The sequence below is a fragment of the Streptomyces sp. NBC_01549 genome, assembly GCF_026339955.1.
Taxonomy (GTDB): Bacteria; Actinomycetota; Actinomycetes; order Streptomycetales; family Streptomycetaceae; genus Streptomyces.
Genome location: NZ_JAPEPW010000001.1, coordinates 5,909,438 through 5,934,440 on the forward strand (window position 1 = coordinate 5,909,438; position 25,003 = coordinate 5,934,440).

Consider the following 25,003-nt stretch of genomic DNA (forward strand, 5'->3'; position numbering starts at 1 on the left):
ATTATGTGGGGTCACCAGGCCGAACGGACAGAAACGTCGGCGTTTCCCAAGCTCATGTACGGTGTCGCGGACGTTCGGAATATCAGGAGTGCCCGCTATGCCCCAGGAACTGCGCGCCGTCGACTGGACCGGAAGCAGCCTCGCGCTCATCGACCAGACCGTGCTGCCGCACCGCACCGAGATCCGCGAGATCCGTGACGTGGACGCGTTGGTCGACGCCATCCAGCGGCTCGTCGTGCGCGGTGCGCCGGCGATCGGGGCGGCGGGGGCGTACGGGGTGGCGCTCGCGCTGTCGCAGGGTGAGCGCGAGGGCTGGTCGGTACAGGAGACGCGGGCGGCGGTGGCCCGCGTCCGTGCGGCGCGTCCGACCGCGGTGAACCTCATGGTGTGCGTCGACCGGGTGATGGCCCGCTTCGACGAGGGACTGGACGCGGTGCTCGCGGAGGCCGCGGCCGTCCAGCGCGAGGACGTCGAGGCGAACCGGGCGATGGGGGCGTACGGCGCGGACTGGCTGCTCAAGACGGTCGCGGTGGACCGGCCGCTGCGGGTGCTCACGCACTGCAACACCGGTGCGCTCGCCACCGCGGGCTGGGGCACGGCCCTCGGTGTCATCCGCGAGCTGCACGCGCGCGGCCTGGTCGAGGTGGTGTACGCCGACGAGACGCGTCCGCTGCTCCAGGGGTCCCGCCTCACCGCCTGGGAACTCGTCCAAGAGGGCATCCCGCACTACGTCCAGGCCGACGGCGCCGCCGCAGGAACGATTCTGCGGGGTGAGGTCGACGCGGCGATCGTCGGCGCCGACCGCATAGCCGCCAACGGCGACACGGCCAACAAGGTGGGCACGGTCGGGGTCGCCCTCGCCTGCGCGGACGCCGGTATCCCGTTCCTGGTGGCCGCCCCCACCACGACGGTCGACCTGACCACGGCCACGGGCGCCGACATCCACATCGAACTCCGCAGCGAGGACGAGGTGCTGGAGTGGTCGGGCATCCGCACGGCTCCCACCGGCTCCCGAGGCCACAACCCGGCATTCGACGTCACCCCGGGCCGCCTGGTGACGGGCCTGGTGACGGAACGCGGGGTGCTGGAGATCTCGGCGGGGGAACTGCCCGGGGATCACCTGAAGTAGCGGGTCGAGGGTCGCGAGCCGGGGACGTGGCCGGGACCGCGGCCCGGCGCTGCCTCCGGCTCCCGTCCACCGGAAAGAGGCCGAGCGCCTCGTGGCGAACCCCGCCCCTCCATGGGGGCCTTGACGACCGCGGCCTGTGTGGTGGGCGAGGTCCCGGACACCTGCCCGGGGACCCCCGCCGCCGGAATCAGCGCTGCGTCAGTTCCAGTTCCAGCAGCCACTCCACCACTTCGGTGTGATGGCGAGCCTGGCGTGGGTCCGCGCCCCAGACGTACAGGCCGTGGCCTGCCACGACGACCGCCGGCATGTGGGGGTCGCGGGCCGCTTCCAGGCGGTCGCCCAGGACCTTCATGTCCTGGCTGTTGGCGATGACGGGAAGGGTGACCTCGACGCCGTGGGCGGGCTGGCCGACGCCCTTCAGCATCTCGAGGTCCCGGAACACGATGCCCCCGGGCTCGCGGCGCCCCATGGCCACGGACGCGACGGTGTGGACGTGGACGACGGCCCCCGCACCCGTGAGCGCGGCCACGCGCGCGTGCAGCTCGGCCTCCGCCGACGGCTTCCCGCCCGCGACCGCCGCACCCGAACCGTCCACCACCACCACGTCGGCGGGGGTGAGTTCACCCTTGTCGTGCCCGCTCGCGGTGACCGCGAGCCGCAGCGGATCCCGGCTCAGGACGACGGACAGGTTGCCGGACGTGCCGCGCATCCAGCCGAAGGAGGTGAAGCGGGCCGACTCGGCGGCGAGGATCTCGCCCGCCTCCTGGAGGTCGAGGACTTTCGGCTCGGCGGTCATGTGGTGCTCCTCGCGATGGTGATCTCGTCGAACGTCCCCGCCTGCGGGTGATCGCCGACGCCCTGCTCGTAGTACGGCTCCCCGGGGCGGCGTACGCCCACGGTCCGCCACCCGACCGCCCGCGCCGCGTCGAGCTCGCCCGGCCGGTCGGAGAGGAAGAGCAGCCGGTCGGGCGCGCTGGCCAGCGCCGCCGCGATCGTCGCGTACGACTCCGGCTCCTGTTTGGGACCCGCGTTCTCCGTGTCGTACAACCCCTCGACGAGCGGCAGCAGATCGCCCTCGGGGCTGGACCGGAACCACGCCCGCTGCGCCGCCACGGACCCCGACGAGTACACGTGCAGCCGTACACCCGCCGCGTGCCACGCGCGCAGCGCCGGGACGACGTCCTCGTAGAAGTGCGAGACGAGGTCGCCGCGTGCGAAACCCTCGGACCAGATGATGCCCTGGAGGGTCTTGAGCGGGGTGGCTTTGCGGTCCTCGTCGAGCCAGTCGTTCAGGGCCTTCTCGACGCGGGCGGCGTCCGCGTCGGGCTCCGCGATCAGCTCCCGCACCTGCGCCGTCGCCCGCGCCACCACCGGATCACCGCTCCGCTCCGAGAGCAGTGCTCCGAACCGAGAGCGGGAGTACGGGTACAGCACGTCCACGACGAAGCCCGTGGCGCTCGTGGTGCCCTCGATGTCGAGCACCACGGCGTCCACGTCGAACCGGAGGGTCACGCCGCGGCCCGGTCCCGCTGGTATCCCGCGTCGATCGTGTCGAAGTCCGGGAAACGGTCCGCGATCCGGTCGCCGGTGAAGTTCCCGACCCAGCCGTCCTCCTCGTGGAAGAACCGGATCGCGGTGAACGACGGCGACGTCCCCATGTCGAACCAGTGCGTCGTACCGCGCGGCACGCCCAGCAGGTCGCCCTTCTCGCACAGCACGGCGTGCACCTCGCCCCCCACGTGGAGGTAGAAGATCCCGGACCCCGAGACGAAGAAGCGCACCTCGTCATCGTCGTCGTGCGTGTGCTCCTGGAGGAACTTCTCGCGTGCGGCCTTCGCCTTGACGGGGTACTCGGGGTCCTCGCTCGGGTGCAGCCCGAGGACGTCGACCGTCGTGAAGCCCTCCTCCGCGTTGAGCTTCTCGATCTCGGGACCGTACGCGGCGAACACCGTGTCGCTGTCCGCGTCTGCGGGCACGTCCTCGCGGACCGGCCACTGCTCGTAGCGCACACCGATCGGCGCGAGCGCGGCGGCGATCTCGGCAGGGTCGGAGGTGCGGCGCACGAGCGTCTCGGGTCCGGTCTCGGGCCAGGTCGTCAGCAGGGTCATGGAAGAAGCTCCAGAATCTGGAAGTTGTGTCCGGATGCTGGACATGCACCCGGAAGAGGAACGGGAGGGGGCGCCGGAGGTCCGGGGCGGCCGGGCACGGTGCCCTCCGCGGGCGGATGACGGGTGGGAAATGCCTGGTCAGCCGCGACACGCCGCGCCGGTACAGCGTCGTATCGCTGTCGCGCATGATGTCGTCATCGGAGCCTCACTGTCCCGGGTCGGGTGCCGGTACGGAGATCGTAACGCCCGCCGGGTGGCCCGTCGGGTGTGAGCTATTTGTTGTCTCAAGTAGTGAGAATCCGAGTCTTACGCTTTGACGCATGGCTGAAAACGTTCACATGATCTGCCTATGAAGACGCTGCTGCTCGTGCGGCGGCTGTACGTGGACTTGCTCCGGTCGACCACAGCCCGCTGTCGCTGACCTCCACCGGAGCGCCCGACCACGGCCCCGCCCTCAGTCGGTTCCCCGTGAACCCGAGGTGCCCGCCCGTGTGCGATACGCCTGTCGCCCTGGCCTGTTTCCTCCCCGGCGCTCCGGACCGGCACTCCCTCTTCGCCCCGCTCTTTCCTTCCCGCCCTGCCCTGGAGCTCTCGTGTCCCGTACCGCCCGCACCCGCGTCCCCCTCGCCGCACTCTCCCTCGCGTCCGTCTCCGCGCTCTTCCTCGCGGGCTGCTCCCAGTCCTCCAACGCCTCGCAGAGCACCGGCGACCAGGCCGCCTCGGCCTCCGCCGCCACCGGCAGGAAGCCCGCGCCATTCAGCAAGGGCGGCGTCAAGGTGGCCCTGGTCCGGCAGAGCGGCGCCGGCGACTACTTCGAGCAGTGGGGCAACGGCGCCAAGGCGCAGGCCAAGGCCCTCGGCGTCGACCTGACCGTGTACGACGCCCAGGCCGACAACGCCAAGCAGGCCACCGACCTGGCCTCGGCCATCAACTCCGGCGCGCAGGCGATCATCGTCGACCACGGCTTCCCGGCCACGATCCAGCCCGAGATCGACCAGGCGGTGAAGAAGGGCATCAAGGTCGTCGTCTACGACGTCGAGACCACCAACAAGAGCGTCGTCAGCACCGAGCAGGACGACGCGAGCATGGCGCAGGCCGTGCTCGACGTGATGGCGAAGGACCTCGGCAAGAACGCCAAGGTCGGCTACGTCAACGTCGCCGGGTACGCCGCCCTCGACAAGCGCGACAGCGTCTGGAAGAAGACCGCCGACGCAGGCGGCTGGAAGCAGGCGTTCAAGGTCGGCAAGGTCACCGACTCCACCGCCACCGACAACGTTCCCCTGGTGTCCGCAGCGCTCACCCAGAACTCCGACGTGACCGGCGTCTTCGCCCCCTACGACGAGCTCGCCAAGGGGACCGTCCTCGCCGTCCAGAACAAGAAGCTCCAGGGCAAGGTGAAGGTCTTCGGCGCGGACGTGTCCAACGCCGACATCCAGAACATGACCGCCAAGGACAGCCCGTGGGTCGCCACGGCGGGCACCGACCCGTCCGCGGTCGGCGCCGCCGTCGTCCGTACGGCCGCCCTGGAACTGGCCGGTCAGCTGAACACCACCTCGGTCGAGTTCCCGGCCGTCGCCATCACCCAGGACTTCCTGAAGCAGAACAAGATCGAGAACATGGACCAGCTGCGCACGGCGCTGCCCGCGCTGAACCTCTCCAAGGTCAGCACCGCGGACTGGATTCCCAATGTCGCCCACTGACGCACCGGCTGACGTCGCGGCGGTCGCCCTCCGCGACGTCAGCATGGCCTTCGGGGGCAAGACGGTGCTCGCCTCCGTCTCCCTCGACATCGCGCCGGGCAGCGTCGTCGCGCTGCTCGGCGCGAACGGGGCAGGCAAGTCCACGCTCATCAAGATCCTGTCCGGCGTGCACACGGAGCACGGCGGACAGGTGAGCGTGAACGGCGCGCCCGCCGCGCTCCACTCCCCGCTCGCCGCCCGCCAGCTGGGCATCCAGACCGTGCACCAGCGCATCGGCGAGGGCATCGTGCCCGGCCTCTCGGTCGCCGAGAACCTGGTCTTCGAGGAGCTGGCCCAGACACGCGGCAACCCGTTCCTGGGCGGACGCAGGCTGCTGGCCCGCGCCCGCGAGATCCAGGCCGCCCTGGACCTCGGCTGGAGCGACGCCGTGCTCAAGCGGGACGTCACCGAACTCGGCATCTCTGACCGCCAGCTGCTGATCCTGGCGCGCGCCCTCGCGACCCGCCCACGCCTCCTCGTCCTCGACGAGCCGACCTCCGCGCTCTCCGCCGCCGAGGCGGAGCGCCTGTTCGCGCTCGTCGAACGGATGCGGTCCGAGGGCATCGCGGTGCTGTACGTCTCCCACCGCCTCGGTGAGATCGACGCGCTCGCCGACCGCCTGGTCGTCCTGCGGGACGGCCGTCTCACCGAGGACCAGGTCAAGCCCTTCGACTGGGACAGCGCCCTGCGCGCCATGCTCGCCCAGGCCCAGGAGGCGACCACCGCACGGCCGCAGCACACAGGCGAGCACGGTGAGGTCGTCCTCTCCCTGCGCGGCGTCCCACTCCTCGCGGGCCACCCGCCCCAGGACCTCGACCTGCGCACCGGCGAAGTCACCGGCGTCGTCGGGCTGCTGGGCGCGGGCAAGACCGAACTGGCCCGCGGCCTCTTCGGCGCCGAACCCTTCACCGGGGGAGCCGTGGAGCTGGACGGGAAGCCCTACGAGCCGCGCCGCCCGGCCGACGCCATCCGCAGCGGCGTACACCTGGTCCCGGAGGACCGGCACGCGGACGCGCTGATCCCCGGCTGGTCGGTGGCCCAGAACATCTCCCTGCCGTTCCTCAGGTCCCTCTCCACCGTGGGACTCGTGAGCCGGTCCAAGGAGGACGCGCTCGGCCGCGCCACCATCGAGCAGCTCGGCGTCGTCACCCGGGACGAACACAGCAGCGTCGAGGAGCTGTCCGGCGGCAATCAGCAGAAGGTAGTCGTCGGCCGCTGGCTCGCCGAGAACCCCCGTGTCCTCATCCTGGACGAGCCGTTCCGAGGCGTGGACATCGGAGCCCGTCGTGACATCGGCCGCCGCGCCCGCGCCCTGGCCGCCGAAGGGGCCGCCGTCCTCGTCCTGTCCGCCGACGTCGACGAGATCCTCGAGGTCGCCGACCGGGTCGTCGTCCTCGCCGCGGGCGAGATCCGCCTCGACGCGTACGGGCAAGACGCGGAGCGCGACCGCGTGATCCAGACCATCTCGGCGTCCGTCTGATGCCCGGCACACCAGGAAGTACGCCATGACCACCACCCAGAGCACCCCCGTGCGCGCGGCGACCCCGTCTGCGCCCGCCGTCGGCCACCGGATCCAGAACGCCGTCATCAAGTACGGCTTCATCTTCGTCACCGTCACGCTCTTCGCGTACTTCGCGATCAGCGAGCCGTCCTTCCGCGACTCGGCGACGCTCCTCGACACCCTCCGGTACGTCTCCGTCGCCGCCATCCTGGGCCTCGGCGTCACACTCACCATGGCCGTCGGCGGAATGGACATGTCCGTCGGCTCGGTCGCCGGCCTCGGTGTCACGGTCGCCGCGAAGACGATGGTCAGCTACAACCAGGTCGGCACCGTCGCGATCCTCGCGGTCGTCGTGGCGGGCGCGCTCGTGGGCCTTCTCAACGCCCTCCTGATCGTCGTCCTGAAGATCCCCGACCTGCTGGCCACGCTCGGCACCCTGTTCGTGATCCAGGGCACCAAACTCGTCCTGGTCGACGGGCAGTCCATCACCCCCGGTATGACCCAGTCCGACGGCACCACCGCGCCCGGCAGGTTCACCGCGGGCTTCCTGCGCATCGACCGCGGCACGGTCCTCGGCATCCCCATCTCGGTCCTGATCTTCGGCGCGCTGACGGTGATCGCCTGGGTGTTCCTGGCGCGCACCCGCTGGGGCCGCGTGCTGTACGCGATCGGCGCCAACCCCGAGGCCTCCCGCCTGGCCGGCATCCGAGTCGGCGCGTACCGGGCGCTGGCGTACGTCCTCTCCGGCGTCCTCGCGTCGACCGGCGGCCTGATCCTGGCGTCCCGCATCGGCCAGGGCGACGTCTCGGCCGGCACCTCCCAGCTGCTGGAGGCGATCGCGGTGGCGCTGGTCGGCACCTCGGTCCTCGGCCTGGGCCGCCCGAACGTCTGGGGCACGGCCCTGGGCGCCGTCCTGATCGGGATCATCACCACCGGGCTGACCATCAAGGGTCTCCCGTACTACACGCAGGACGTCGTCGAGGGCGCGGTCCTCATCCTCGCCCTGGTCTTCAGCTTCACCCTGTCCAAGCGCCGCACCGCATAAGGGAGTTACGAGTCGATGGGCTACCGCATCCTGGAGACCGAGGACGTCGCCGGCTACCTGCGAGAGCGCGGCCACTGGGGCGCCGACGAGCCGGAGGTCCGCGAGGTCTCCGACGGCAACATGAACCGCGTCTTCCTCGCCACCGCCACCGACGGCACCCGGGGCCTCGCCGTCAAGCAGGCCCTGCCCTGGGTACGGGTCGCGGGCCCCTCCTGGCCGATGAGCCCCGAGCGCGCCGACGCCGAGGCCCGCGCCTACGAGCAGGTCGCCAAGGTCGCCCCGGACAAGATCCCGGCGATCCACGGCTACGACTCCGACAACTACGTCCTCGTCATGGAGGACATGTCCGATCTGGAGGTGCTGCGCACGGTCCTCAACGAGGGCGGCTCCTACGGCCCGGACACCTCCCGCCGCATCGGCGAGTTCGTCGCCCAGCTCTCCTTCGCCACCAGCGACTTCGGCATGCCCTCCGCCGAACGCAAGGCGCTGATCGCGGCCTCCGTCAGCCCCGAGCTGTGCAAGATCACCGAGGATGTCGTCCTCTCCGAGCCGTACCTCGAGCACGAGCACAACCACTGGCACCCCGGCCTCGACGACCTCGCCGGGGCCTTCCGCTCCGACCCGCGGCTGCGCACCGAGGTCGCCGAACTGCGCCACCTCTTCATGACCGGCGCGCAGGTCCTGCTCCACGGCGATCTGCACACCGGCAGCATCATGGTCGGAACACGCGAGGGCGCCCCGGTGGTACGGGTCTTCGACCCCGAGTTCTCCTTCGTCGGGCCGATCGGTTTCGACCTGGGCCTGTACTGGGCGAACACGCTCGTCTCGGCGGCCCGCGCGGACGCGCTCGGCATCGAGGGCGACCACGGCGACCAACTCCGCCTCTCCTGGGACGCGTTCAGGGCCGAGTTCCGCCGCCTGTGGCCGACCCGTGTCGACACCTTCTTCGACGACGCCTTCCTCGACCGATTCCTGGACCGCGTGTGGACCGACTCCCTGGGCTTCGCCGGCGCGGAGATCGTCCGCCGCGTCATCGGCTTCGCCCACCTCACCGACCTGACGACCCTGCCGGACCCGGTGCCCGCGTCCCGGCGAACACTGCTCCTCGGGCGTGAACTGATCGTCCGCCGCACGGAGCTGACCTCACCCGAGGATGTCGAGGCACTCTTGCGCTGACGGCCGTCGGCCGACCGTCGTAGTAGGCGTCCGACGGCCGCGGCACACCCCGCCGCCCATCGCTGTGGCGGCGCATGCGAAAGGGCGGCTCCCCCCGTGGGAGCCGCCCCTCAGAACTGGCCTACTTCTTGTCGAGCAGGTCCTGCACCTTGGCGCGGACCTCGTCCGTGGCAAGTCCGCGGATCGTCAGCGTCGTACGGCGGCGCAGTACGTCGTCCGTCGTCTCGGCCCACTCGTGGTCGCGGGCCCACACGACCTGCGCCCAGATCTCCGGGGCGTCCGGGTGGACGCGCGCGCCGAGCTCCGGGTTCTCGTTCGCCAGGCGCGCGATGTCGAAGGCCAGCGAACCGTAGTGCGTCGCCAGGTGCTTGGCGGTGTCGGCGCCCATGCGGGGGCCGGGCGCCGGGCCGTCGGTGAGCAGACGGTGGGCGACCGCGCGCGGGTTGGCGACACCCGGCAGCGGCAGCTTCTTCGGCAGCTCGGAGATCGGCTCGAAGTCCTCGCCCAGCGGGTGGCCCGGCAGCGACTCCAGCTTCTTCATGACCGTACGGCCGATGTGCCGGAAGGTGGTCCACTTGCCGCCCGCGACGGACAGCATCCCGCCCCGGCCTTCCGTGACGACCGTCTCGCGCTTGGCCTTCGAGGTGTCGCCGGGGCCGCCCGGCAGTACGCGCAGACCGGCGAAGGAGTACGTGATCAGATCGCGGGAGAGCTGCTGGTCGCGGATGGAGAACGCGGCCTCGTCCAGGATCTGGGCTATGTCCCTCTCGTTGACCGAGACGTCCGCCGGGTCGCCGTCGTACTCCTCGTCGGTGGTACCGAGCAGCAGCATGTCCTCCCAGGGGAGGGCGAAGGTGATGCGGTACTTGTCGATCGGGGTGGCGAGCGCGGCCTTCCAGGGGGAGGTGCGCTTGAGGACCAGGTGCGCGCCCTTGGACAGGCGGATGGAGGGCGCCGCGTTCGGGTCCTCCAGCTTGCGCAGGTGGTCGACCCAGGGGCCGGTGGCGTTGAGGACGAGGCGCGCGTTGACGCCGAACTCCGCGCCGTTCGTGCCGTCCTTGAGGTCCGCGCCGGTGACCCGGCCCTTGGTGAAGCGCAGGCCGGTCACCTCCGCGTGGTTGAGCACGACCGCGCCCGCCTCGACGGCCGCGCGGACCGTCATCAACGCCATGCGCGCGTCGTTCATCTGGTCGTCGCCGTACACGGCCACGGCCTTGAGGTTCTCGGTGCGCAGCTCCGGCACGTCCTGCTGCGCCTTGGCCGGCGAGAGCAGGTGGCCGACGCCGTCACCGAACGCCGACAGGGCGGAGTAGGCGAAGACGCCCGCTCCGAGCTTCGCCGCGCCGTGCGGCCCGCCCTTGTACACGGGGAGGTAGAACGTGAGCGGGTTCGCCAGGTGGGGGGCCACCTGGCGGGAGACCGCACGGCGCTCGAAGTGGTTCTCCGCCACCAGCTTCACCGCGCCGGTCTGCAGGTAGCGCAGACCGCCGTGGAGGAGCTTGGAGGAGGCGGAGGAGGTGGCGCCGGCGAAGTCGCCGGCGTCGACCAGAGCCACCCGCAGACCGGACTGCGCGGCGTGCCAGGCGGTGGAGATGCCCAGGATGCCGCCGCCGATCACGAGAAGGTCGTACGTCGCCTTGGAGAGCTGCTCCCGGGTCTCGGCGCGACTCGGGTTGGAGCCGGAGGCCGGGTGCGTACCGAGGGCAGGCACGGACTGCAGGGTGGACTGACTGGTCATTGCGGGTTCTTACTCCTCGTCAGTTCTCGTCCTCGAGCCAGCCCATGGTCCGGTCGACGGCCTTGAGCCAGCTCTTGTACTCACGGTCGCGGGTCTCCGCGTCCATGTTCGGGGTCCATTCCGCGGCCCGGCGCCAGTTGGCGCGCAGGTCGTCGGTGTTGGTCCAGAAGCCGACGGCGAGGCCGGCGGCGTAGGCGGCGCCGAGGCAGGTGGTCTCGGCGACCATCGGGCGCACCACGGGGGCGTCCAGGACGTCGGCCAGGGTCTGCATCAGCAGGTTGTTGGAGGTCATGCCGCCGTCGACCTTGAGGGCCGTGAGCTCGACGCCGGAGTCCTTCGTCATGGCGTCGCTGACGTCACGGGTCTGCCAGGCCGTGGCCTCCAGGACGGCGCGCGCGATGTGCGCCTTGGTGACGTACCGGGTCAGACCGGCGATCACACCGCGGGCGTCGGGACGCCAGTACGGGGCGAACAGACCGGAGAAGGCCGGCACGAAGTAGGCGCCGCCGTTGTCCTCGACCGAGGACGCGAGGGTCTCGATCTCGGCGGCGGACTTGATCAGGCCCATCTGGTCGCGCATCCACTGCACCAGCGAACCGGTGACGGCGATGGAGCCCTCGAGGGCGTAGACCGGAGCCTGGTCGCCGATGCGGTAGCCGACCGTGGTCAGCAGGCCCGAGTACGAGTTGATGATCTTGTCACCGGTGTTCATCAGCATGAACGTGCCGGTGCCGTACGTGGACTTGGCCTCACCCTCGGAGAAGCAGGTCTGGCCGAACAGGGCCGCCTGCTGGTCGCCGAGCGCGGAGGCGACCGGGATGCCGCCGAGCAGCTCGCCGAGCGGGCCGCCGGTGACCTCGCCGTAGACCTCGGCGGAGGAGCGGATCTCCGGCAGCATCGCCAGCGGGACGCCGATGGACTCGGCGATCTTCTCGTCCCACGCCAGGGTGTGCAGGTTCATCAGCATGGTGCGGGAGGCGTTGGTGACGTCGGTGACGTGGTGACCGCCGTTCGTACCGCCCGTCAGGTTCCAGATGACCCAGGAGTCCATGGTGCCGAAGAGGATGTCCCCGGCCTCGGCGCGCTCGCGCAGGCCCTCGACGTTGTCGAGCAGCCAGCGGGCCTTGGGGCCGGCGAAGTAGGACGCGAGCGGCAGGCCGGTCTCGCGCCGGAAGCGGTCCTGGCCGACATTGCGGCCGAGCTCCTTGCAGAGCGCGTCGGTGCGGGTGTCCTGCCAGACGATGGCGTTGTGGACGGGCTCACCGGTGTTCTTGTCCCACAGCACGGTGGTCTCGCGCTGGTTGGTGATGCCGATGGCCTTGATGTCGTCGCGGGTGATGCCGCCCTTCTCGATGGCCCCCGCCACGACTTCCTGGACGTTGGTCCAGATCTCGGCGGCGTTGTGCTCGACCCAGCCCGGCTTCGGGAAGATCTGCTCGTGCTCCTTCTGGTCGACGGAGACGATGCGTCCGTCGCGGTCGAAGACGATGCAGCGGCTGGACGTGGTGCCCTGGTCGATCGCGGCGATGAAGGGGCCGGCGGTGTGTGCGTCGGTCACGGTGTGCTCCTGAAGGTTCCGTATGAAAGGGGCTGGCTCACGGCGTGGTGCTTTTGGCCTGACGGCGTATTGCTTACGGCTCGGAAAACCTTGCGGTTCAAGGAGGGCCCGAGGCCCGAAGGCCTCGGGGCTCTAAGCAAAGGCGACGTTGTAGAGGCCGGCGGCGATCGCGCCGCCGATCAGCGGACCGACGACCGGAACCCAGGCGTAGCTCCAGTCGGAGCCGCCCTTGTTCGGCAGGGGGAGCAGCGCGTGCACGATGCGCGGACCGAGGTCACGGGCCGGGTTGATCGCGTAGCCGGTGGGGCCACCGAGGGAGAGACCGATGGAGACGACCACGAGCGCGGTGATCAGGGCGCCCAGGGGACCGAGGCCATTGCCCTTGTCGTTGAGACCCTGCGTGAGGACCGCGAGCACCAGCACGACGGTGGCGATGATCTCCGTGGCGAGGTTCTGCACCGCGTTGCGGATCTCGGGGCCGGTGGAGAAGATGCCGAGCACGGGGCCCGCGCCCTTCTCCTCGGCCTCGACCGCCTTGGTGGCCTTGCTCTCGGGAGCGCCCACGATCTCGGGGTCGGTCAGGTGCGCGTGGAACTGTCCGTAGTACACGACCCAGACCAGCGTGGCGCCGATCATCGCGCCGAGCAGCTGGCCGCCCCAGTACACCGGCAGGTTGTTCCACCCGCCGTCCTTGATGGTCAGCGCCAGCGTCACGGCCGGGTTCAGGTGTGCGCCGGACAGCGGCGCGGAGGTGTAGACCGCCGTGAGCACCGCGAAGCCCCACCCGAAGGCGATGGCGAGCCAGCCGGCGTTCCTGGCCTTCGAGGCCTTCAGTGTGACGGCGGCGCAGACGCCACCGCCGAGCAGGATGAGTATGGCGGTACCTATGGTCTCGCCGATGAAGATGTCGGAGCTGGACACCCGCGACTCCTTTGTCCTTCGTCCAGGGGAAGGCGAACCCCGGGTCCCTCCGGTGGTTCGCGCCCTCAGGGGGTGAGAGCGATGTCGGCCCATGGCGTTGTCACACTCTAACTCGTATTGCCGGTAGGTGTTCGACAATGCCGACCGATGGACGGGAGTCTTGCTCCGGTGTTACCAGCTCGTCAAGGGTTCCGTTATCGAAAACACGATCGTTATTGATCGCCGCGAGTTATCGATCTTGAGAGGGTCGAGCGGCACGCGCGCACACACGAAAAGGCCAGTACGTCGAACACGTACCGGCCTGCTTGTCGTACGGGGGTCGGATCGTCCTCCGGGGGGCGTCAGAACCGCCCGGCTCCCAGGTCCCGGGAGACCGCGCGGGCGCAGTCGCGTACCGCCGCGATCAGCTCGGGGCGCAGTTCGCCGTCCCGGCAGATCCGCTCCACGGCCCCCGTGATGCCCACCGCGCCCACCGGCATGCGCCGCCGGTTGTGGATGGGTGCCGCGACCGAGGCGACGCCCGTCCACGTCTCCTCGACGTCATCGGCGTACCCGCGTGCGCGGGTCAGGTCGAGGACCCCCTCGAACTGCTCCGGTTCGACCGTCGTGCGGGGCGTGAACGTCTTCCGCTCCGCCTCCAGGACCTCGCTGTGCGCCACCGGGTCGTAGGCCGACAGGACCTTTCCCAGGGCCGTGGAGTGCAGCGGCTGCATGGCCCCGACCTCCAGCACCTGGCGGCTGTCGTCGGGACGGAACACGTGGTGCACGATCAGTACGCCCTGCTGGTGCAGCACGCCCAGGTAGACGCTCTCGCCGCTGGAGCGGGCCAGGTCGTCGGTCCACACCAGCGCCCGCGCGCGCAGCTCGTGCACGTCGAGATACGTGGTGCCGAGCCGCAGCAGCTCGGCACCCAGCTGATAGCGCCCCGAGACGCTGTCCTGTTCGACGAAGCCCTCCTGCTGGAGGGTGCGCAGTATGCCGTGGGCCGTCCCCTTGGCCAGGCCCAGCGACGAGGCGATGTCGGACAGGCCGAGCTGCCGCTCGCCGCCCGCGAGCAGCCGCAGCATCGCCGCCGCCCGTTCGAGCGACTGGATGTTCCGTGCCATCGCCGTGCTGCCTCCGTCCCCTTCGACCGACGGCGTGCGACTCCGCCACCGCCGTTCGGCAATGTCGAACACTACCGTTCGTTGCCGAGCTCCCGCTAATGGGTCGTCGCAACGTGTTCGGTCTGTCTTAACACCCGCCGACGTTCACGCCACGCCCGTCCGCCCCGTGGACGCCCCTGACCTCGTGACGGTGCTCGGGCTACCCTGACGGCGTGCGCCTTCCATGGGAAGCGCAAAGCCGACAGCCGTCGCACTTCAGGGAGCACCTTCATGGCTTCGTTGCCGAACCCGTCCCTTTCGTCCGAGCTTGCCGAGAACCGGGCCCGCATCGCCGCGCTCCGCGACACGCTCGCCGAGCGTGTCGTGGTGGCCGACGGCGCGATGGGCACGATGTTGCAGGCGCAGGACCCGACGCTCGAGGACTTCGAGAACCTCGAGGGCTGCAACGAGATTCTGAACCTCACTCGCCCCGACATCGTCCGTTCCGTCCACGAGGCCTACTTCGAGGTGGGCGTGGACTGCGTGGAGACGAACACCTTCGGTGCCAACCACTCGGCCATGGCCGAGTACGAGATCTCCGACCGCGTGTACGGGCTGTCCGAGGCGGGCGCCCGCATCGCCCGCGAGGTGGCCGACGAGTTCGGCGGCCGTGACGGGCGTCAGCGGTGGGTGCTGGGCTCCATCGGCCCCGGTACGAAGCTGCCGACCCTCGGTCACATCGGCTTCCACACGCTGCGCGACGGCTTCCAGGCGAACGCCGAGGGCCTGATCGCCGGCGGCGCGGACGCCCTGATCGTCGAGACCACCCAGGACCTGCTCCAGACCAAGTCGTCCATCCTCGGCGCCCGCCGGGCCCTGGACGCGCTCGGGGCCGACCTGCCGCTGCTGGTCTCCCTCGCCTTCGAGACGACCGGCACGATGCTGCTGGGCTCGGAGATCGGCGCCGCGCTGACCGCGCTGGAGCCGCTGGGCATCGACATGATCGGCCTGAACTGCTCCACCGGCCCCGCCGAGATGAGCGAGCACCTGCGTTACCTCGCCCGCCACTCCCGCATCCCGCTGCTGTGCATGCCGAACGCCGGGCTGCCCATCCTCACCAAGGACGGGGCGTACTTCCCGCTGACCCCGCCCGAGATGGCGGACGCGCAGGAGACCTTCGTCCAGCAGTACGGCCTGTCCCTGGTCGGCGGCTGCTGCGGCAGCACCCCCGAGCATCTGCGCCAGGTCGTCGAGCGCGTGCGCGGGATGTCCCCGGCCGAGCGGAGCCCCCAGCCGGAGCCCGGCGCCGCCTCCCTCTACCAGACCGTCCCGTTCCGCCAGGACACCGCGTACATGGCGATCGGCGAGCGCACCAACGCCAACGGCTCGAAGAAGTTCCGTGAGGCCATGCTGGAGGCCCGCTGGGACGACTGCGTGGAGATGGCCCGCGACCAGATCCGCGAGGGCGCCCACATGCTCGACCTGTGCGTCGACTACGTCGGCCGGGACGGCGTCGCGGACATGCGGGAACTCGCCGGACGCTTCGCCACCGCCTCCACGCTGCCCATCGTCCTGGACTCCACCGAGGTCGACGTGTTGCGCGCCGGCCTGGAGAAGCTCGGCGGGCGGGCCGTCATCAACTCCGTCAACTACGAGGACGGCGACGGCCCCGAGTCCCGCTTCGCGAAGGTCACCCGGCTGGCGCGGGAGCACGGCGCGGCGCTGATCGCGCTGACCATCGACGAGGAGGGCCAGGCCCGTACCGTCGAGACCAAGGTCGCCATCGCCGAGCGGCTCATCGAGGACCTGACCACGAACTGGGGCATCCACGAGTCCGACATCCTCATCGACGCCCTGACCTTCACCATCTGTACCGGTCAGGAGGAGTCCCGCAAGGACGGCATCGCGACCATCGAGGCGATCCGCGAGCTCAAGCGCCGTCGTCCGGAGGTGCAGACCACGCTGGGCCTGTCGAACATCTCCTTCGGCCTCAACCCGGCCGCCCGCATCCTGCTCAACTCGGTCTTCCTCGACGAGTGCGTCAAGGCGGGCCTGGACTCGGCGATCGTGCACGCGTCGAAGATCCTGCCGATCGCCCGCTTCACCGAGGAAGAGGTCCAGACGGCCCTGGACCTGATCCACGACCGCCGCGCCGAGGGCTACGACCCCCTGCAGAAGCTGATGGCGCTGTTCGAGGGCGCCACCACCAAGTCCCTCAAGGCGGGCAAGGCCGAGGAACTGGCCGCGCTGCCCCTGGACGAGCGCCTCAAGCGGCGCATCATCGACGGCGAGAAGAACGGCCTGGAAGCCGACCTCGCCGAAGCCCTCCAGACCCGGCCCGCCCTCGACATCGTCAACGAGACGCTGCTCGACGGCATGAAGGTGGTCGGCGAGCTGTTCGGCTCCGGCCAGATGCAACTGCCGTTCGTGCTCCAGTCCGCCGAGGTCATGAAGACCGCGGTGGCCTACCTCGAACCGCACATGGAGAAGTCGGACGCCGAGGGCAAGGGCACCATCGTGCTGGCCACCGTGCGCGGCGACGTGCACGACATCGGCAAGAACCTCGTCGACATCATCCTGTCCAACAACGGCTACAACGTCGTCAACCTCGGCATCAAGCAGCCGGTCTCCGCGATCCTGGACGCCGCCGAGGAACACCGGGCCGACGTCATCGGCATGTCAGGCCTGCTGGTCAAGTCCACGGTGATCATGAAGGAGAACCTGGAGGAGCTCAACCAGCGCGGGCTGTCCGCCGACTACCCGGTCATCCTCGGCGGCGCGGCCCTGACCAGGGCGTACGTCGAACAGGACCTGTACGAGATCTACGAGGGCGAGGTCCGCTACGCCCGCGACGCGTTCGAGGGCCTGCGCCTGATGGACGCGCTCATCGGGGTCAAGCGGGGCGTACCCGGGGCCGTGCTGCCGGAACTGAAGCAGCGCCGGGTGCGGGCCACCGCCGCCCAGACCGCCGTCGAGGAACGTCCGGAGGAGGGGCACATCCGCTCCGACGTCGCCATCGACAACCCCGTGCCCACCCCGCCCTTCTGGGGCACCCGCGTCATCAAGGGCATCCAGCTCAAGGAGTACGCCTCCTGGCTGGACGAGGGCGCGCTGTTCAAGGGGCAGTGGGGCCTCAAGCAGGCCCGCGCGGGCGACGGACCGACGTACGAGGAACTCGTCGAGACCGAGGGCCGGCCCCGGCTGCGCGGTCTGCTGGACAGGCTGCAGACCGACAACCTGCTCGAAGCGGCCGTCGTCTACGGCTACTTCCCGTGCGTGTCCAAGGACGACGACCTGATCCTGCTGGACGAGCAGGGCAACGAGCGCACCCGCTTCACCTTCCCGCGCCAGCGCCGCGGACGGCGGCTGTGCCTGGCCGACTTCTTCCGTCCCGAGGAGTCGGGCGAGACGGATGTCGTCGGCCTCCAGGTCGTCACCGTCGGCTCCCGGATCGGCGAGGAGAGCGCCAAGCTCTTCGAGTCCAACTCCTACCGCGACTACCTCGAACTGCACGGCCTGTCCGTGCAGTTGGCGGAGGGCCTCGCCGAGTACTGGCATGCCCGCGTTCGTTCGGAGCTCGGCTTCGCCGGGGAGGACCCGGCGGCCGTCGAGGACATGTTCGCCCTCAAGTACCGCGGCGCCCGCTTCTCCCTCGGCTACGGCGCCTGCCCCGACCTGGAGGACCGCGCCAAGATCGCCGAACTCCTGGAGCCGGAGCGCATCGGCGTCCACCTCTCGGAGGAGTTCCAACTGCACCCCGAGCAGTCCACGGACGCGATCGTGATCCACCACCCGGAGGCGAAGTACTTCAACGCGAGGTGACCCGGCGCGGTACGCCGGAGTGAGGTGACCCGGCGCACCCCACAACTGACAGGCGTTTCAGCCGACGCCGTCGTAGACTGGACGGTCCACAGCAGGCCGGTTCCCCCTGAGGGAACCGGCCTTCTCGTCCCTCAAGGAGGTGCGCCAGGATGACCACTACGGTTCCCGCGCTCGGTACCCGTACGGCCGAAGGCTCAGCGCTGCAGGCCGTGCTCCTGGACATGGACGGCACCCTGGTGGACACCGAGGGGTTCTGGTGGGACGTCGAGGTCGAGATCTTCCGGACGCTCGGGCACACCCTCGACGACTCCTGGCGCCATGTGGTGGTCGGCGGTCCCATGACCCGCAGCGCCGGCTTCCTGATCGAGGCCACCGGGGCCGACATCACCCTCGCCGAGCTCACGGTGCTGCTCAACGACGGTTTCGAGGACCGTATCGACCGGGCGCTGCCGCTGATGCCGGGAGCGGCCAGACTCCTCGCGGAGCTTGCCGCGCACGAGATCCCCACCGCCCTGGTCTCCGCCTCGCACCGGCGCATCATCGACCGTATTCTGGCCTCCTTGGGCCCCCAGTACTTCGCGCTGACCGTCGCGGGCGACGAGGTGGAGCGGACCAAGCCGTTCCCCGACCCGTATCTGCTGGCGGCGTCCGGACTCGGCGCCGAACCGGCCCGGTGCGCCGTCATCGAGGACACCGCCACGGGCGTCGCCGCGGGGGAGGCCGCGGGCTGTCACGTGGTCGCCGTTCCCTCCGTCGCGCCGATCGCCCCCGCCGTCCGGCGCACGGTCGTGGCCTCCCTCGAAGAGGTCGACCTGTCTTTTCTCCGTGGTCTGATGACGGAAGTGCACTAGGCGTTCACCCAGCGTGCGTCACCGAATGCGTCGATAACCCCGGTGTATCCACAGGTAACGGCCCCGGACCTGTCGCGTGAAATTCAATCCGGGGCCGGATGGCCGAATTCCGGTACTCTTCCGTCGAGTTGTGGGTGTGAGGTTCGTCACTTGACGGGGGGTCGACATTCGGCCCGCCGTGTGCTGCAACCCCCCTTTCGCGGGTGGCGGACGCGTCCTTGTGTCCCGATTGGTGGAACGCTGCACGAATCCTTCCGCTGTCGGGTTATCGGTGCGTCCACGCCCGGTTTCGCAGCGTGATGGGAACTCAACTCCGGCCTCTGCGGGCCGTCCTGGTGGTGCGGACTAATCTCGTCGCGAGAACCTCGCCATAACCCTGATGACTCGCCCGCACCACCCCTGTATGGCGGGTACACGGATACGACAGCTCTGGAGAAACTCGAGCATGAACCGCAAGACTTTGGTGCTGCCGGCCGTCGCTGGTCTGCTCACCCCCATGCTGGCTGCCTGCGGCGGGTTCAGCAGTGGCAGCAATAGCGGTGACGCCATCGTCGTGGGTACCACCGACCGGTTCATCGCTTCCAAGGACATCCCCGCGCCCCTCGACCCGGCGTACGCGTACTCCGTCAATACCCAGAACGTCCTCCGGAACACGCTGCAGACGCTGATGGCCCAGCCCCGCGGCGACGGTGAGCCCATGCCCGAGGCCGCCGAGAGTTGCGGCTTCACCGACGCCGGCAGCGAGCGCTATGCCTGCAAGCTGCGCAAGGATCTGAAGTTCTCCAACGGCGACCCCGTGACCGCGGCCGCTGTGAAGTTCTCCATCGACCGCGCCCGCGCCATCAAGGCCGACAGTGGTGTGTTCGGACTGCTGTCCACCGTCGACACCGTCGAGACACAAGGCGACCGCGACGTCATCTTCCACCTCAACACCGCTGACGCCACCTTCCCGTTCAAGCTGTCGACATCTGTCGCGGGCATCGTCAACCCGAAGGACTACGAGAAGGGCAAGCTGCGCGACGGCTTCTCGATCGACGGATCCGGGGCCTACACGATGAAGGCCGAAGTCAAGAACAACGAGATGGTGAAGGCCACCTTCACCAAGAACCCGAACTACAAGGGTCAACTCACCCTGAACAACGACAAGGTGGTACTGGAGTCCTTCAAGGACACCGCCAGCATGGGTGCGGCGCTGGAAAAGGGTGACATCCAGGTCATGACCCGTACGATGGCGCCGGATCAGATCAGCAAGCTCCAGAGCAAGGCGAACGGCAACATCAAACTGGTCGAGCTGGCCGGCCTCGAGATCCGATACCTGGCCTTCAACACCGACGCCCCCTCGGTGAAGAACAAGGCTGTTCGCGAGGCCATGGCGCAGCTCATCGACCGCGACGAGTTGATCTCCAAGGTGTACGGCACCGAGGCTCAACCCCTGTACTCGCTGGTGCCCGCCACCATCACCGGCCACTCCAACGCGTTCTTCAACAAGTACAGCGACCCGAGCGTGGCCAAGGCCCGCACGTTGCTGAACCAGGCGAACATCACCACCCCGGTGAAACTGACGCTGCACTACACGACCGACCACTACGGCCCGGCCACCCGCAACGAGTTCAAGGTGCTGATGAAGCAGCTCAACGACAGCGGTTTGTTCGACGTCAGCATCCAAGGCCAGACCTGGGACAAGTTCATTCCGGCCGAGCAGAAGGGCGCCTACGACGTCTTCGGCATGGGTTGGTTCCCCGACTTCCCGGACGCCGACAACTACATCGCGCCGTTCCTCGACAAGGACAACACCCTCAATCTGCCTTACAACAACAGTGAGATCCAGGACAAGCTGATCCCGGCCTCCCGTCGGGAGGTCAACCGCCTGGACGCGGAGTCGAGCCTCACCCAGATCCAGAACATCGTGGCCGACCAGGTTCCGCTGCTGCCGCTGTGGCAGGGCAAGCAGTACATCGCCGCGCGGGACGACGTCACGGGTGCCGAGTGGGCGCTCAACTCCTCCTCGACGCTCATGCTGTGGGAGCTCGGCCGCGGCGTGTGAGCTGACCGGCTCTCTTCGGGCGCCCGGTCCCGCGGACCCGGCACCCACGCACGGGACCCGGCGCCCGCCTGATACGGCGCGCCGGAGACCCGGCGACGAGGACCACCTCGTGAACATGCGCAACCAATGGCCGGTCCTGTCCGTCGCGACGGGGCCGGCCATCGGTCTGCTCGCCGGATGCGGCTCGCAGCCGAGCGACCGGCCGTCCGGCAGGATGCAGGACGGCGTGGGCCAGGACCTCCCGCTCATCCCGATCCGGCAGGCCAAGCAGTACGCGATCGTGCGCGGCAGCGTCCACGGCCTCCAGTACCGCCTCGACACCTCGACGGCGTGCCGCTCCGGGAGACCGGCCAGGACCGACTCCGCAACCGCCGGACGAACGCCGAGGGCGCCCACTTCCTGGAAGGGGGCGCCCTCGGTCGTGCTCCTGGGGGAGCGGACGGCGAATCGGGGATTACTGCTGTGCGCCCGGGCGCACCAACCCGCTCTCGTACGCGTACACCGCGGCCTGCACCCGGTCACGCAGCCCCAACTTGGTGAGCACGTGGCCCACATGGGTCTTCACGGTGGTCTCGCTGACGAACAGGTCGGCGGCGATCTCCGCGTTCGACAGGCCACGCGCCACCAGCTTCAGCACCTCGACCTCCCGCTCGGTCAGGGTGTGCAGCGTGTCGGGCACCGGCTCGTCGCCGGAGGGGAGATGCCCCGCGTACTTGTCGAGAAGCCGACGGGTGATGCTCGGCGCGAGCATCGCCTCGCCCGCGGCGACCACCCGGATCGCCTGCACCAGCTCATTGGCCGGCGCGTCCTTCAGAAGGAAGCCGCTGGCCCCGGCGCGCAGCGCCTCCACCACGTACTCGTCGAGGTCGAAGGTCGTCAGGACGAGCACCTTGGCCGGTCCGTCCCGCCCCGGCCCGGTGATCTGCCGGGTCGCCTCCACCCCGTCCATCCTCGGCATACGGATGTCCATCAGAACCACATCGGGCTGCAGCGCACGCACCTGATCCAGTGCCTGGAGACCGTCACCGGCCTCGCCTACGACCGCGAGGTCCTGCTCCGCCTCCAGAATCATCCGGAAGCCGGTACGCAGCAGCGGCTGGTCGTCGACCAGTAGGACGCGGATGGCCACGTAAGTCTCCTTGGGGGTCTGTCCGGCGGACCGGGCCGGAGGTGAGCAACACGCCGGACAGGCCCTAGTCCCGCCCCATTCTGCCCTGCTCGGTGACGCCTGACTCCGGGGCCCTGACCGGCAGCGGGTAGGGCGGGGGAGTACCACCGAATTCCGGGCATACCGCCTGGTGGTCGCACCAGCCGCAGAGCTTGGTGGGCCTCGGCCGCCAGTCGCCCGTCTCGGTGGCCTGCCGGATCGCCTCCCACAGGGCGAGCAGCTTGCGCTCGACCCGCTCCAGGTCCTCGATCATCGGGTCGTACGTCACCACGTCACCGCTGCCGAGGTACACGAGCTGGAGCCGGCGCGGGACCACCTGCTTCAGGCGCCACACCACCAGGGCGTAGAACTTCATCTGGAACAGCGCACCCTCGGCGTACTCCGGCCGGGGTGCCTTGCCCGTCTTGTAGTCGACGATCCGGACCTCACCGGTCGGGGCCACGTCGACGCGGTCGATGATCCCGCGCAGCTTCAGCCCCGAGTCGAGCTCGGCCTCGACGAACAGCTCGCGCTCGGCGGGCTCCAGCCGCGTCGGGTCCTCAAGGCTGAACCAGCGCTCCACCAGCCGCTCGGCCTCGCCGAGCCAGCGCGCCAACCGCTCGCCCCCGGGGTCGTCCGCGAACAGCTCCACGACCTCCGGCCGTGTCTCGCGCAGCCGGTCCCACTGGCCCGGAATGAGCGACTTGGCGCGCGGGGCCGTGCGCTCCGTCGCCGGGGCGTCGAAGAGACGCTCCAGCACCGCGTGCACCAGCGTGCCGCGGGTGGCCGCCTCGCTGGGCTTCTCGGGGAGCCGGTCGATCACCCGGAACCGGTAGAGCAACGGGCACTGCATGAAGTCGCCGGCCCGCGAGGGCGACAGCGAGGCCGGAGGCAGGGCCGGGCGTGCCGCGGGAACCGCCGGCACGTCCGGCGCCCCGCCCACGACGGCTTCGCCCACGACGGCTTCGCCCACGACGGCTTCGCCCACGACGGCTTCGCCCACGACGGCTTCGCCCACGACGGCTTCGCCCACGACGGCTTCGGTCGGCTCGGGCGGCACGGCGCCCCCGGTGCTGGTTTCCATGACCACAGACCTTACGGCCCGCCACTGACAGTGAGTGCACGGTCGGGGCTTGTGCGCGCTCGTACGACAGAGCGGAAAACAGAGGGGGTGCCGGGGCGGAACGTGTCGCGACGGACGCATACCATCGACCCAGACCCTTCTGCTTCGCATGATCGGGAGCGGGAGACGCTTCGAACGAGGGGACATCGTGGACGAGAGCGGCGGGAGCGGGCAGCCGCGGTCCGGCACCGACGAAGCGACCGAGCGCCACGGGGAGCAGCGGTCTTCCTCGGCCCCGGCCGCGGATGCCGGGCACCCCGGACCGGAGCGCCCCGAGCACCCCACCGGGCCGACACCACCCAGGACCCCGGGAACCCCCGAGCCCACCCCGTCCCCCGACGGCCCCCCCGACCTCACCCGCGGGAGCGGGACGCAACGCAACTCTTCGAACGGGGCCGAGGGCGGGTCCACGGCGCCCGACGGTTCCCCGGAAGAGGCCGACGCCGTCCCCGGTTCTTCGGACGAGACCGGCGGCGAGCCCACGGACGAGCCCGGAACGGAGTCGTCCACGCAGACCGGAGCCGAGGCGCGGACGGGCCGCGGCGCTCACGACGCGCCCGGGACGAACCCTGGCCCCTTTGACGGAGGCCACACCCACCCCGACCCGTCGCGCACCCCCACCCACGAGCCCGCACACCCCCGCACCCTCGCGCACTCCGGAACCGACACCGGCACCGGCAAGGCGCGGCCCCCGCGGCGGGGCCGCGAACCCGGTGGCGGGCTGCTGATGGGGCGGCCCTTCGGCGTGCCCGTGTACGTGGCGCCCAGCTGGTTCCTCGTGGCCGCGCTGATCACCTGGGTGTTCGGCGGCCAGCTCGACCGCGTGCTGCCCGAACTCGGCGCCCTGCGCTACCTCGTCTCCCTCTTCTTCGCGGTCGCCTTCTACGCCTCCGTCCTCGTCCACGAGCTGGCCCACACGGTCGCCGCCCTGCGCTTCAAACTGCCGGTGCGCCGGATCCAGCTGCAGTTCTTCGGCGGCGTCTCGGAGATCGAGAAGGAGGCCGAGACCCCGGGCCGGGAGTTCGTGCTGTCCTTCGTCGGACCACTGCTCTCCCTCGTCCTGTCCGGCCTCTTCTACCTCGCCATGCTGACCGTCGAGCCCGGCACGGTCCCGGGCGTCCTGCTGGCCGGGCTGATGATCTCCAACCTGATCGTGGCCGCCTTCAACCTGCTCCCCGGCCTGCCCCTGGACGGCGGCCGCATGCTCCGCGCCGTCGTCTGGAAGATCACCGGCAAGCCGATGAGCGGCACGATCGCCGCCGCGTGGGTCGGTCGCGCCCTCGCCGTCTCCGTACTGATCGGGCTGCCCCTGGTCACCCAGTCCGGGGCGCTCGGCGCCACGCAAAACGACATCGGCAGTATGGACACGGTCACCGACGCCCTGCTCGCCGCGATCCTCGCCGCGATCATCTGGACCGGCGCGGGCAACAGCCTGCGCATGGCCCGTCTGCGCGAACACCTGCCCGAGCTGCGTGCCCGCTCACTCACCCGGCGCGCGGTCCCGGTCGAGAGCAGCACCCCGCTCTCGGAGGCGCTGCGCCGCGCCAACGACGCCGGCGCCCGCGCCCTGGTCGTCGTCGACGCCAACGGCGAACCGCTCTCCCTCGTCCGTGAGGCCGCCATCGTCGGCGTACCGGAACACCGCCGCCCCTGGGTCGCCGTCAGCGGCCTCGCCCAGGACCTCACCGACGGCATGCGTGTCTCCGCCGAGTTGGCGGGCGAGGCACTGCTGGACACCCTGCGCGCCACCCCCGCCACCGAGTACCTGGTGGTGGAGGACTCCGGCGAGATCTATGGAGTTCTCTCGGCGGCGGACGTCGAGCGCGCCTTCGTGAAGGCGATGGCAAGGCCCAGCTGAGCACCCGCTCAGGGGTGCGGGACCGTGCCGTCGCACGGCTCGGCCGCCTGGACGCGACCAGCCACGCGTCACCCGCGGTGTCCCCGCGCGTCACCCCCGGTTGTCCGCACCCGCCTCCCGCGGTGTCCGCACGCCCCTGTCATGGTCGGCGCCCCGCG

General features: G+C 70.0%; 18 protein-coding genes. 9 read left to right on the forward strand and 9 right to left on the reverse strand.

Annotated elements, in window-relative coordinates; translation table 11 throughout:
- Positions 1-97: 97 nt before the first annotated feature.
- Positions 98-1,129: an S-methyl-5-thioribose-1-phosphate isomerase gene (mtnA, locus tag OG819_RS26330; protein ID WP_266623426.1), complete on the forward strand. Its 1,032-nt coding sequence runs from the start codon at positions 98-100 to the stop codon at positions 1,127-1,129.
- A gap of 187 nt (positions 1,130-1,316) precedes the next feature.
- On the opposite strand, the gene mtnB is transcribed toward mtnA, so the two are convergent.
- From mtnB to OG819_RS26345, 3 genes are read right to left on the reverse strand one after another with little or no spacing between them, the layout of a single operon-like run.
- On the reverse strand, positions 1,317-1,925 hold the full coding sequence (gene mtnB, locus OG819_RS26335; RefSeq protein WP_266415897.1) for a methylthioribulose 1-phosphate dehydratase: 609 nt from the start codon (positions 1,923-1,925) through the stop codon (positions 1,317-1,319).
- Positions 1,922-2,641, reverse strand: a complete 720-nt coding sequence (gene mtnC, locus OG819_RS26340; RefSeq protein WP_266651310.1) for an acireductone synthase — start codon at positions 2,639-2,641, stop codon at positions 1,922-1,924. The genes mtnB and mtnC overlap by 4 nt, the downstream gene beginning before the upstream one ends.
- A complete protein-coding gene (locus tag OG819_RS26345; RefSeq protein ID WP_266651311.1) occupies positions 2,638-3,237 on the reverse strand; it encodes a cupin domain-containing protein in 600 nt (199 codons plus the stop codon). The genes mtnC and OG819_RS26345 overlap by 4 nt, the downstream gene beginning before the upstream one ends.
- Positions 3,238-3,830: 593 nt before the next feature.
- Here OG819_RS26345 and OG819_RS26350 point away from each other — a divergent pair.
- From OG819_RS26350 to mtnK, 4 genes are read left to right on the forward strand one after another with little or no spacing between them, the layout of a single operon-like run.
- Positions 3,831-4,937: a substrate-binding domain-containing protein gene (locus OG819_RS26350; protein ID WP_266651312.1), complete on the forward strand. Its 1,107-nt coding sequence runs from the start codon at positions 3,831-3,833 to the stop codon at positions 4,935-4,937.
- Complete coding sequence (locus tag OG819_RS26355; protein WP_266651313.1) at positions 4,924-6,456, forward strand: sugar ABC transporter ATP-binding protein; 1,533 nt, start codon at positions 4,924-4,926, stop codon at positions 6,454-6,456. The genes OG819_RS26350 and OG819_RS26355 overlap by 14 nt, the downstream gene beginning before the upstream one ends.
- A 25-nt stretch (positions 6,457-6,481) precedes the next feature.
- Positions 6,482-7,522, forward strand: coding sequence for an ABC transporter permease (locus OG819_RS26360; RefSeq protein WP_266623419.1), 1,041 nt, complete (start codon positions 6,482-6,484; stop codon positions 7,520-7,522).
- Between the two features lie 15 nt (positions 7,523-7,537).
- A complete protein-coding gene (mtnK, locus tag OG819_RS26365) occupies positions 7,538-8,698 on the forward strand; it encodes an S-methyl-5-thioribose kinase (RefSeq protein WP_266623418.1) in 1,161 nt (386 codons plus the stop codon).
- A 121-nt stretch (positions 8,699-8,819) separates the two neighbouring features.
- On the opposite strand, the gene OG819_RS26370 is transcribed toward mtnK, so the two are convergent.
- From OG819_RS26370 to OG819_RS26385, 4 genes are all read right to left on the reverse strand, one after another.
- Positions 8,820-10,436 carry a glycerol-3-phosphate dehydrogenase/oxidase gene (locus OG819_RS26370; protein ID WP_266581328.1) on the reverse strand — a complete coding sequence of 539 codons (1,617 nt, stop codon included), beginning with the start codon at positions 10,434-10,436 and terminating at the stop codon, positions 8,820-8,822.
- 19 nt (positions 10,437-10,455) lie between these two features.
- Positions 10,456-11,994: a glycerol kinase GlpK gene (glpK, locus tag OG819_RS26375; protein ID WP_266623416.1), complete on the reverse strand. Its 1,539-nt coding sequence runs from the start codon at positions 11,992-11,994 to the stop codon at positions 10,456-10,458.
- A 132-nt stretch (positions 11,995-12,126) separates the two neighbouring features.
- On the reverse strand, positions 12,127-12,915 hold the full coding sequence (locus tag OG819_RS26380) for an MIP/aquaporin family protein (protein WP_266415916.1): 789 nt from the start codon (positions 12,913-12,915) through the stop codon (positions 12,127-12,129).
- Between the two features lie 341 nt (positions 12,916-13,256).
- A complete protein-coding gene (locus OG819_RS26385; protein ID WP_266623415.1) occupies positions 13,257-14,021 on the reverse strand; it encodes an IclR family transcriptional regulator in 765 nt (254 codons plus the stop codon).
- Positions 14,022-14,291: 270 nt separating this feature from the next.
- On the opposite strand from OG819_RS26385, the gene metH reads away from it, so the two are divergent.
- The 3 genes from metH to OG819_RS26400 all read left to right on the forward strand — a co-directional run bounded on the left by metH (position 14,292) and on the right by OG819_RS26400 (position 20,717).
- Positions 14,292-17,822: a methionine synthase gene (gene metH, locus OG819_RS26390; RefSeq protein ID WP_266651314.1), complete on the forward strand. Its 3,531-nt coding sequence runs from the start codon at positions 14,292-14,294 to the stop codon at positions 17,820-17,822.
- A 149-nt stretch (positions 17,823-17,971) separates the two neighbouring features.
- The gene (locus tag OG819_RS26395) at positions 17,972-18,673 is read left to right on the forward strand and encodes an HAD family phosphatase (RefSeq protein ID WP_266651315.1); all 702 of its coding nucleotides are present in this window, start codon (positions 17,972-17,974) and stop codon (positions 18,671-18,673) included.
- A gap of 445 nt (positions 18,674-19,118) precedes the next feature.
- Complete coding sequence (locus OG819_RS26400) at positions 19,119-20,717, forward strand: ABC transporter substrate-binding protein (RefSeq protein WP_266651316.1); 1,599 nt, start codon at positions 19,119-19,121, stop codon at positions 20,715-20,717.
- A 454-nt stretch (positions 20,718-21,171) separates the two neighbouring features.
- Here the strand turns inward: OG819_RS26400 and OG819_RS26405 are convergent, their stop codons facing one another.
- Positions 21,172-21,846: a response regulator transcription factor gene (locus OG819_RS26405; protein ID WP_121416646.1), complete on the reverse strand. Its 675-nt coding sequence runs from the start codon at positions 21,844-21,846 to the stop codon at positions 21,172-21,174.
- 64 nt (positions 21,847-21,910) lie between these two features.
- On the reverse strand, positions 21,911-22,948 hold the full coding sequence (locus tag OG819_RS26410; RefSeq protein ID WP_266651317.1) for a RecB family exonuclease: 1,038 nt from the start codon (positions 22,946-22,948) through the stop codon (positions 21,911-21,913).
- A 187-nt stretch (positions 22,949-23,135) separates the two neighbouring features.
- On the opposite strand from OG819_RS26410, the gene OG819_RS26415 reads away from it, so the two are divergent.
- On the forward strand, positions 23,136-24,845 hold the full coding sequence (locus OG819_RS26415; protein ID WP_266651318.1) for a site-2 protease family protein: 1,710 nt from the start codon (positions 23,136-23,138) through the stop codon (positions 24,843-24,845).
- Positions 24,846-25,003 lie beyond the last annotated feature (158 nt).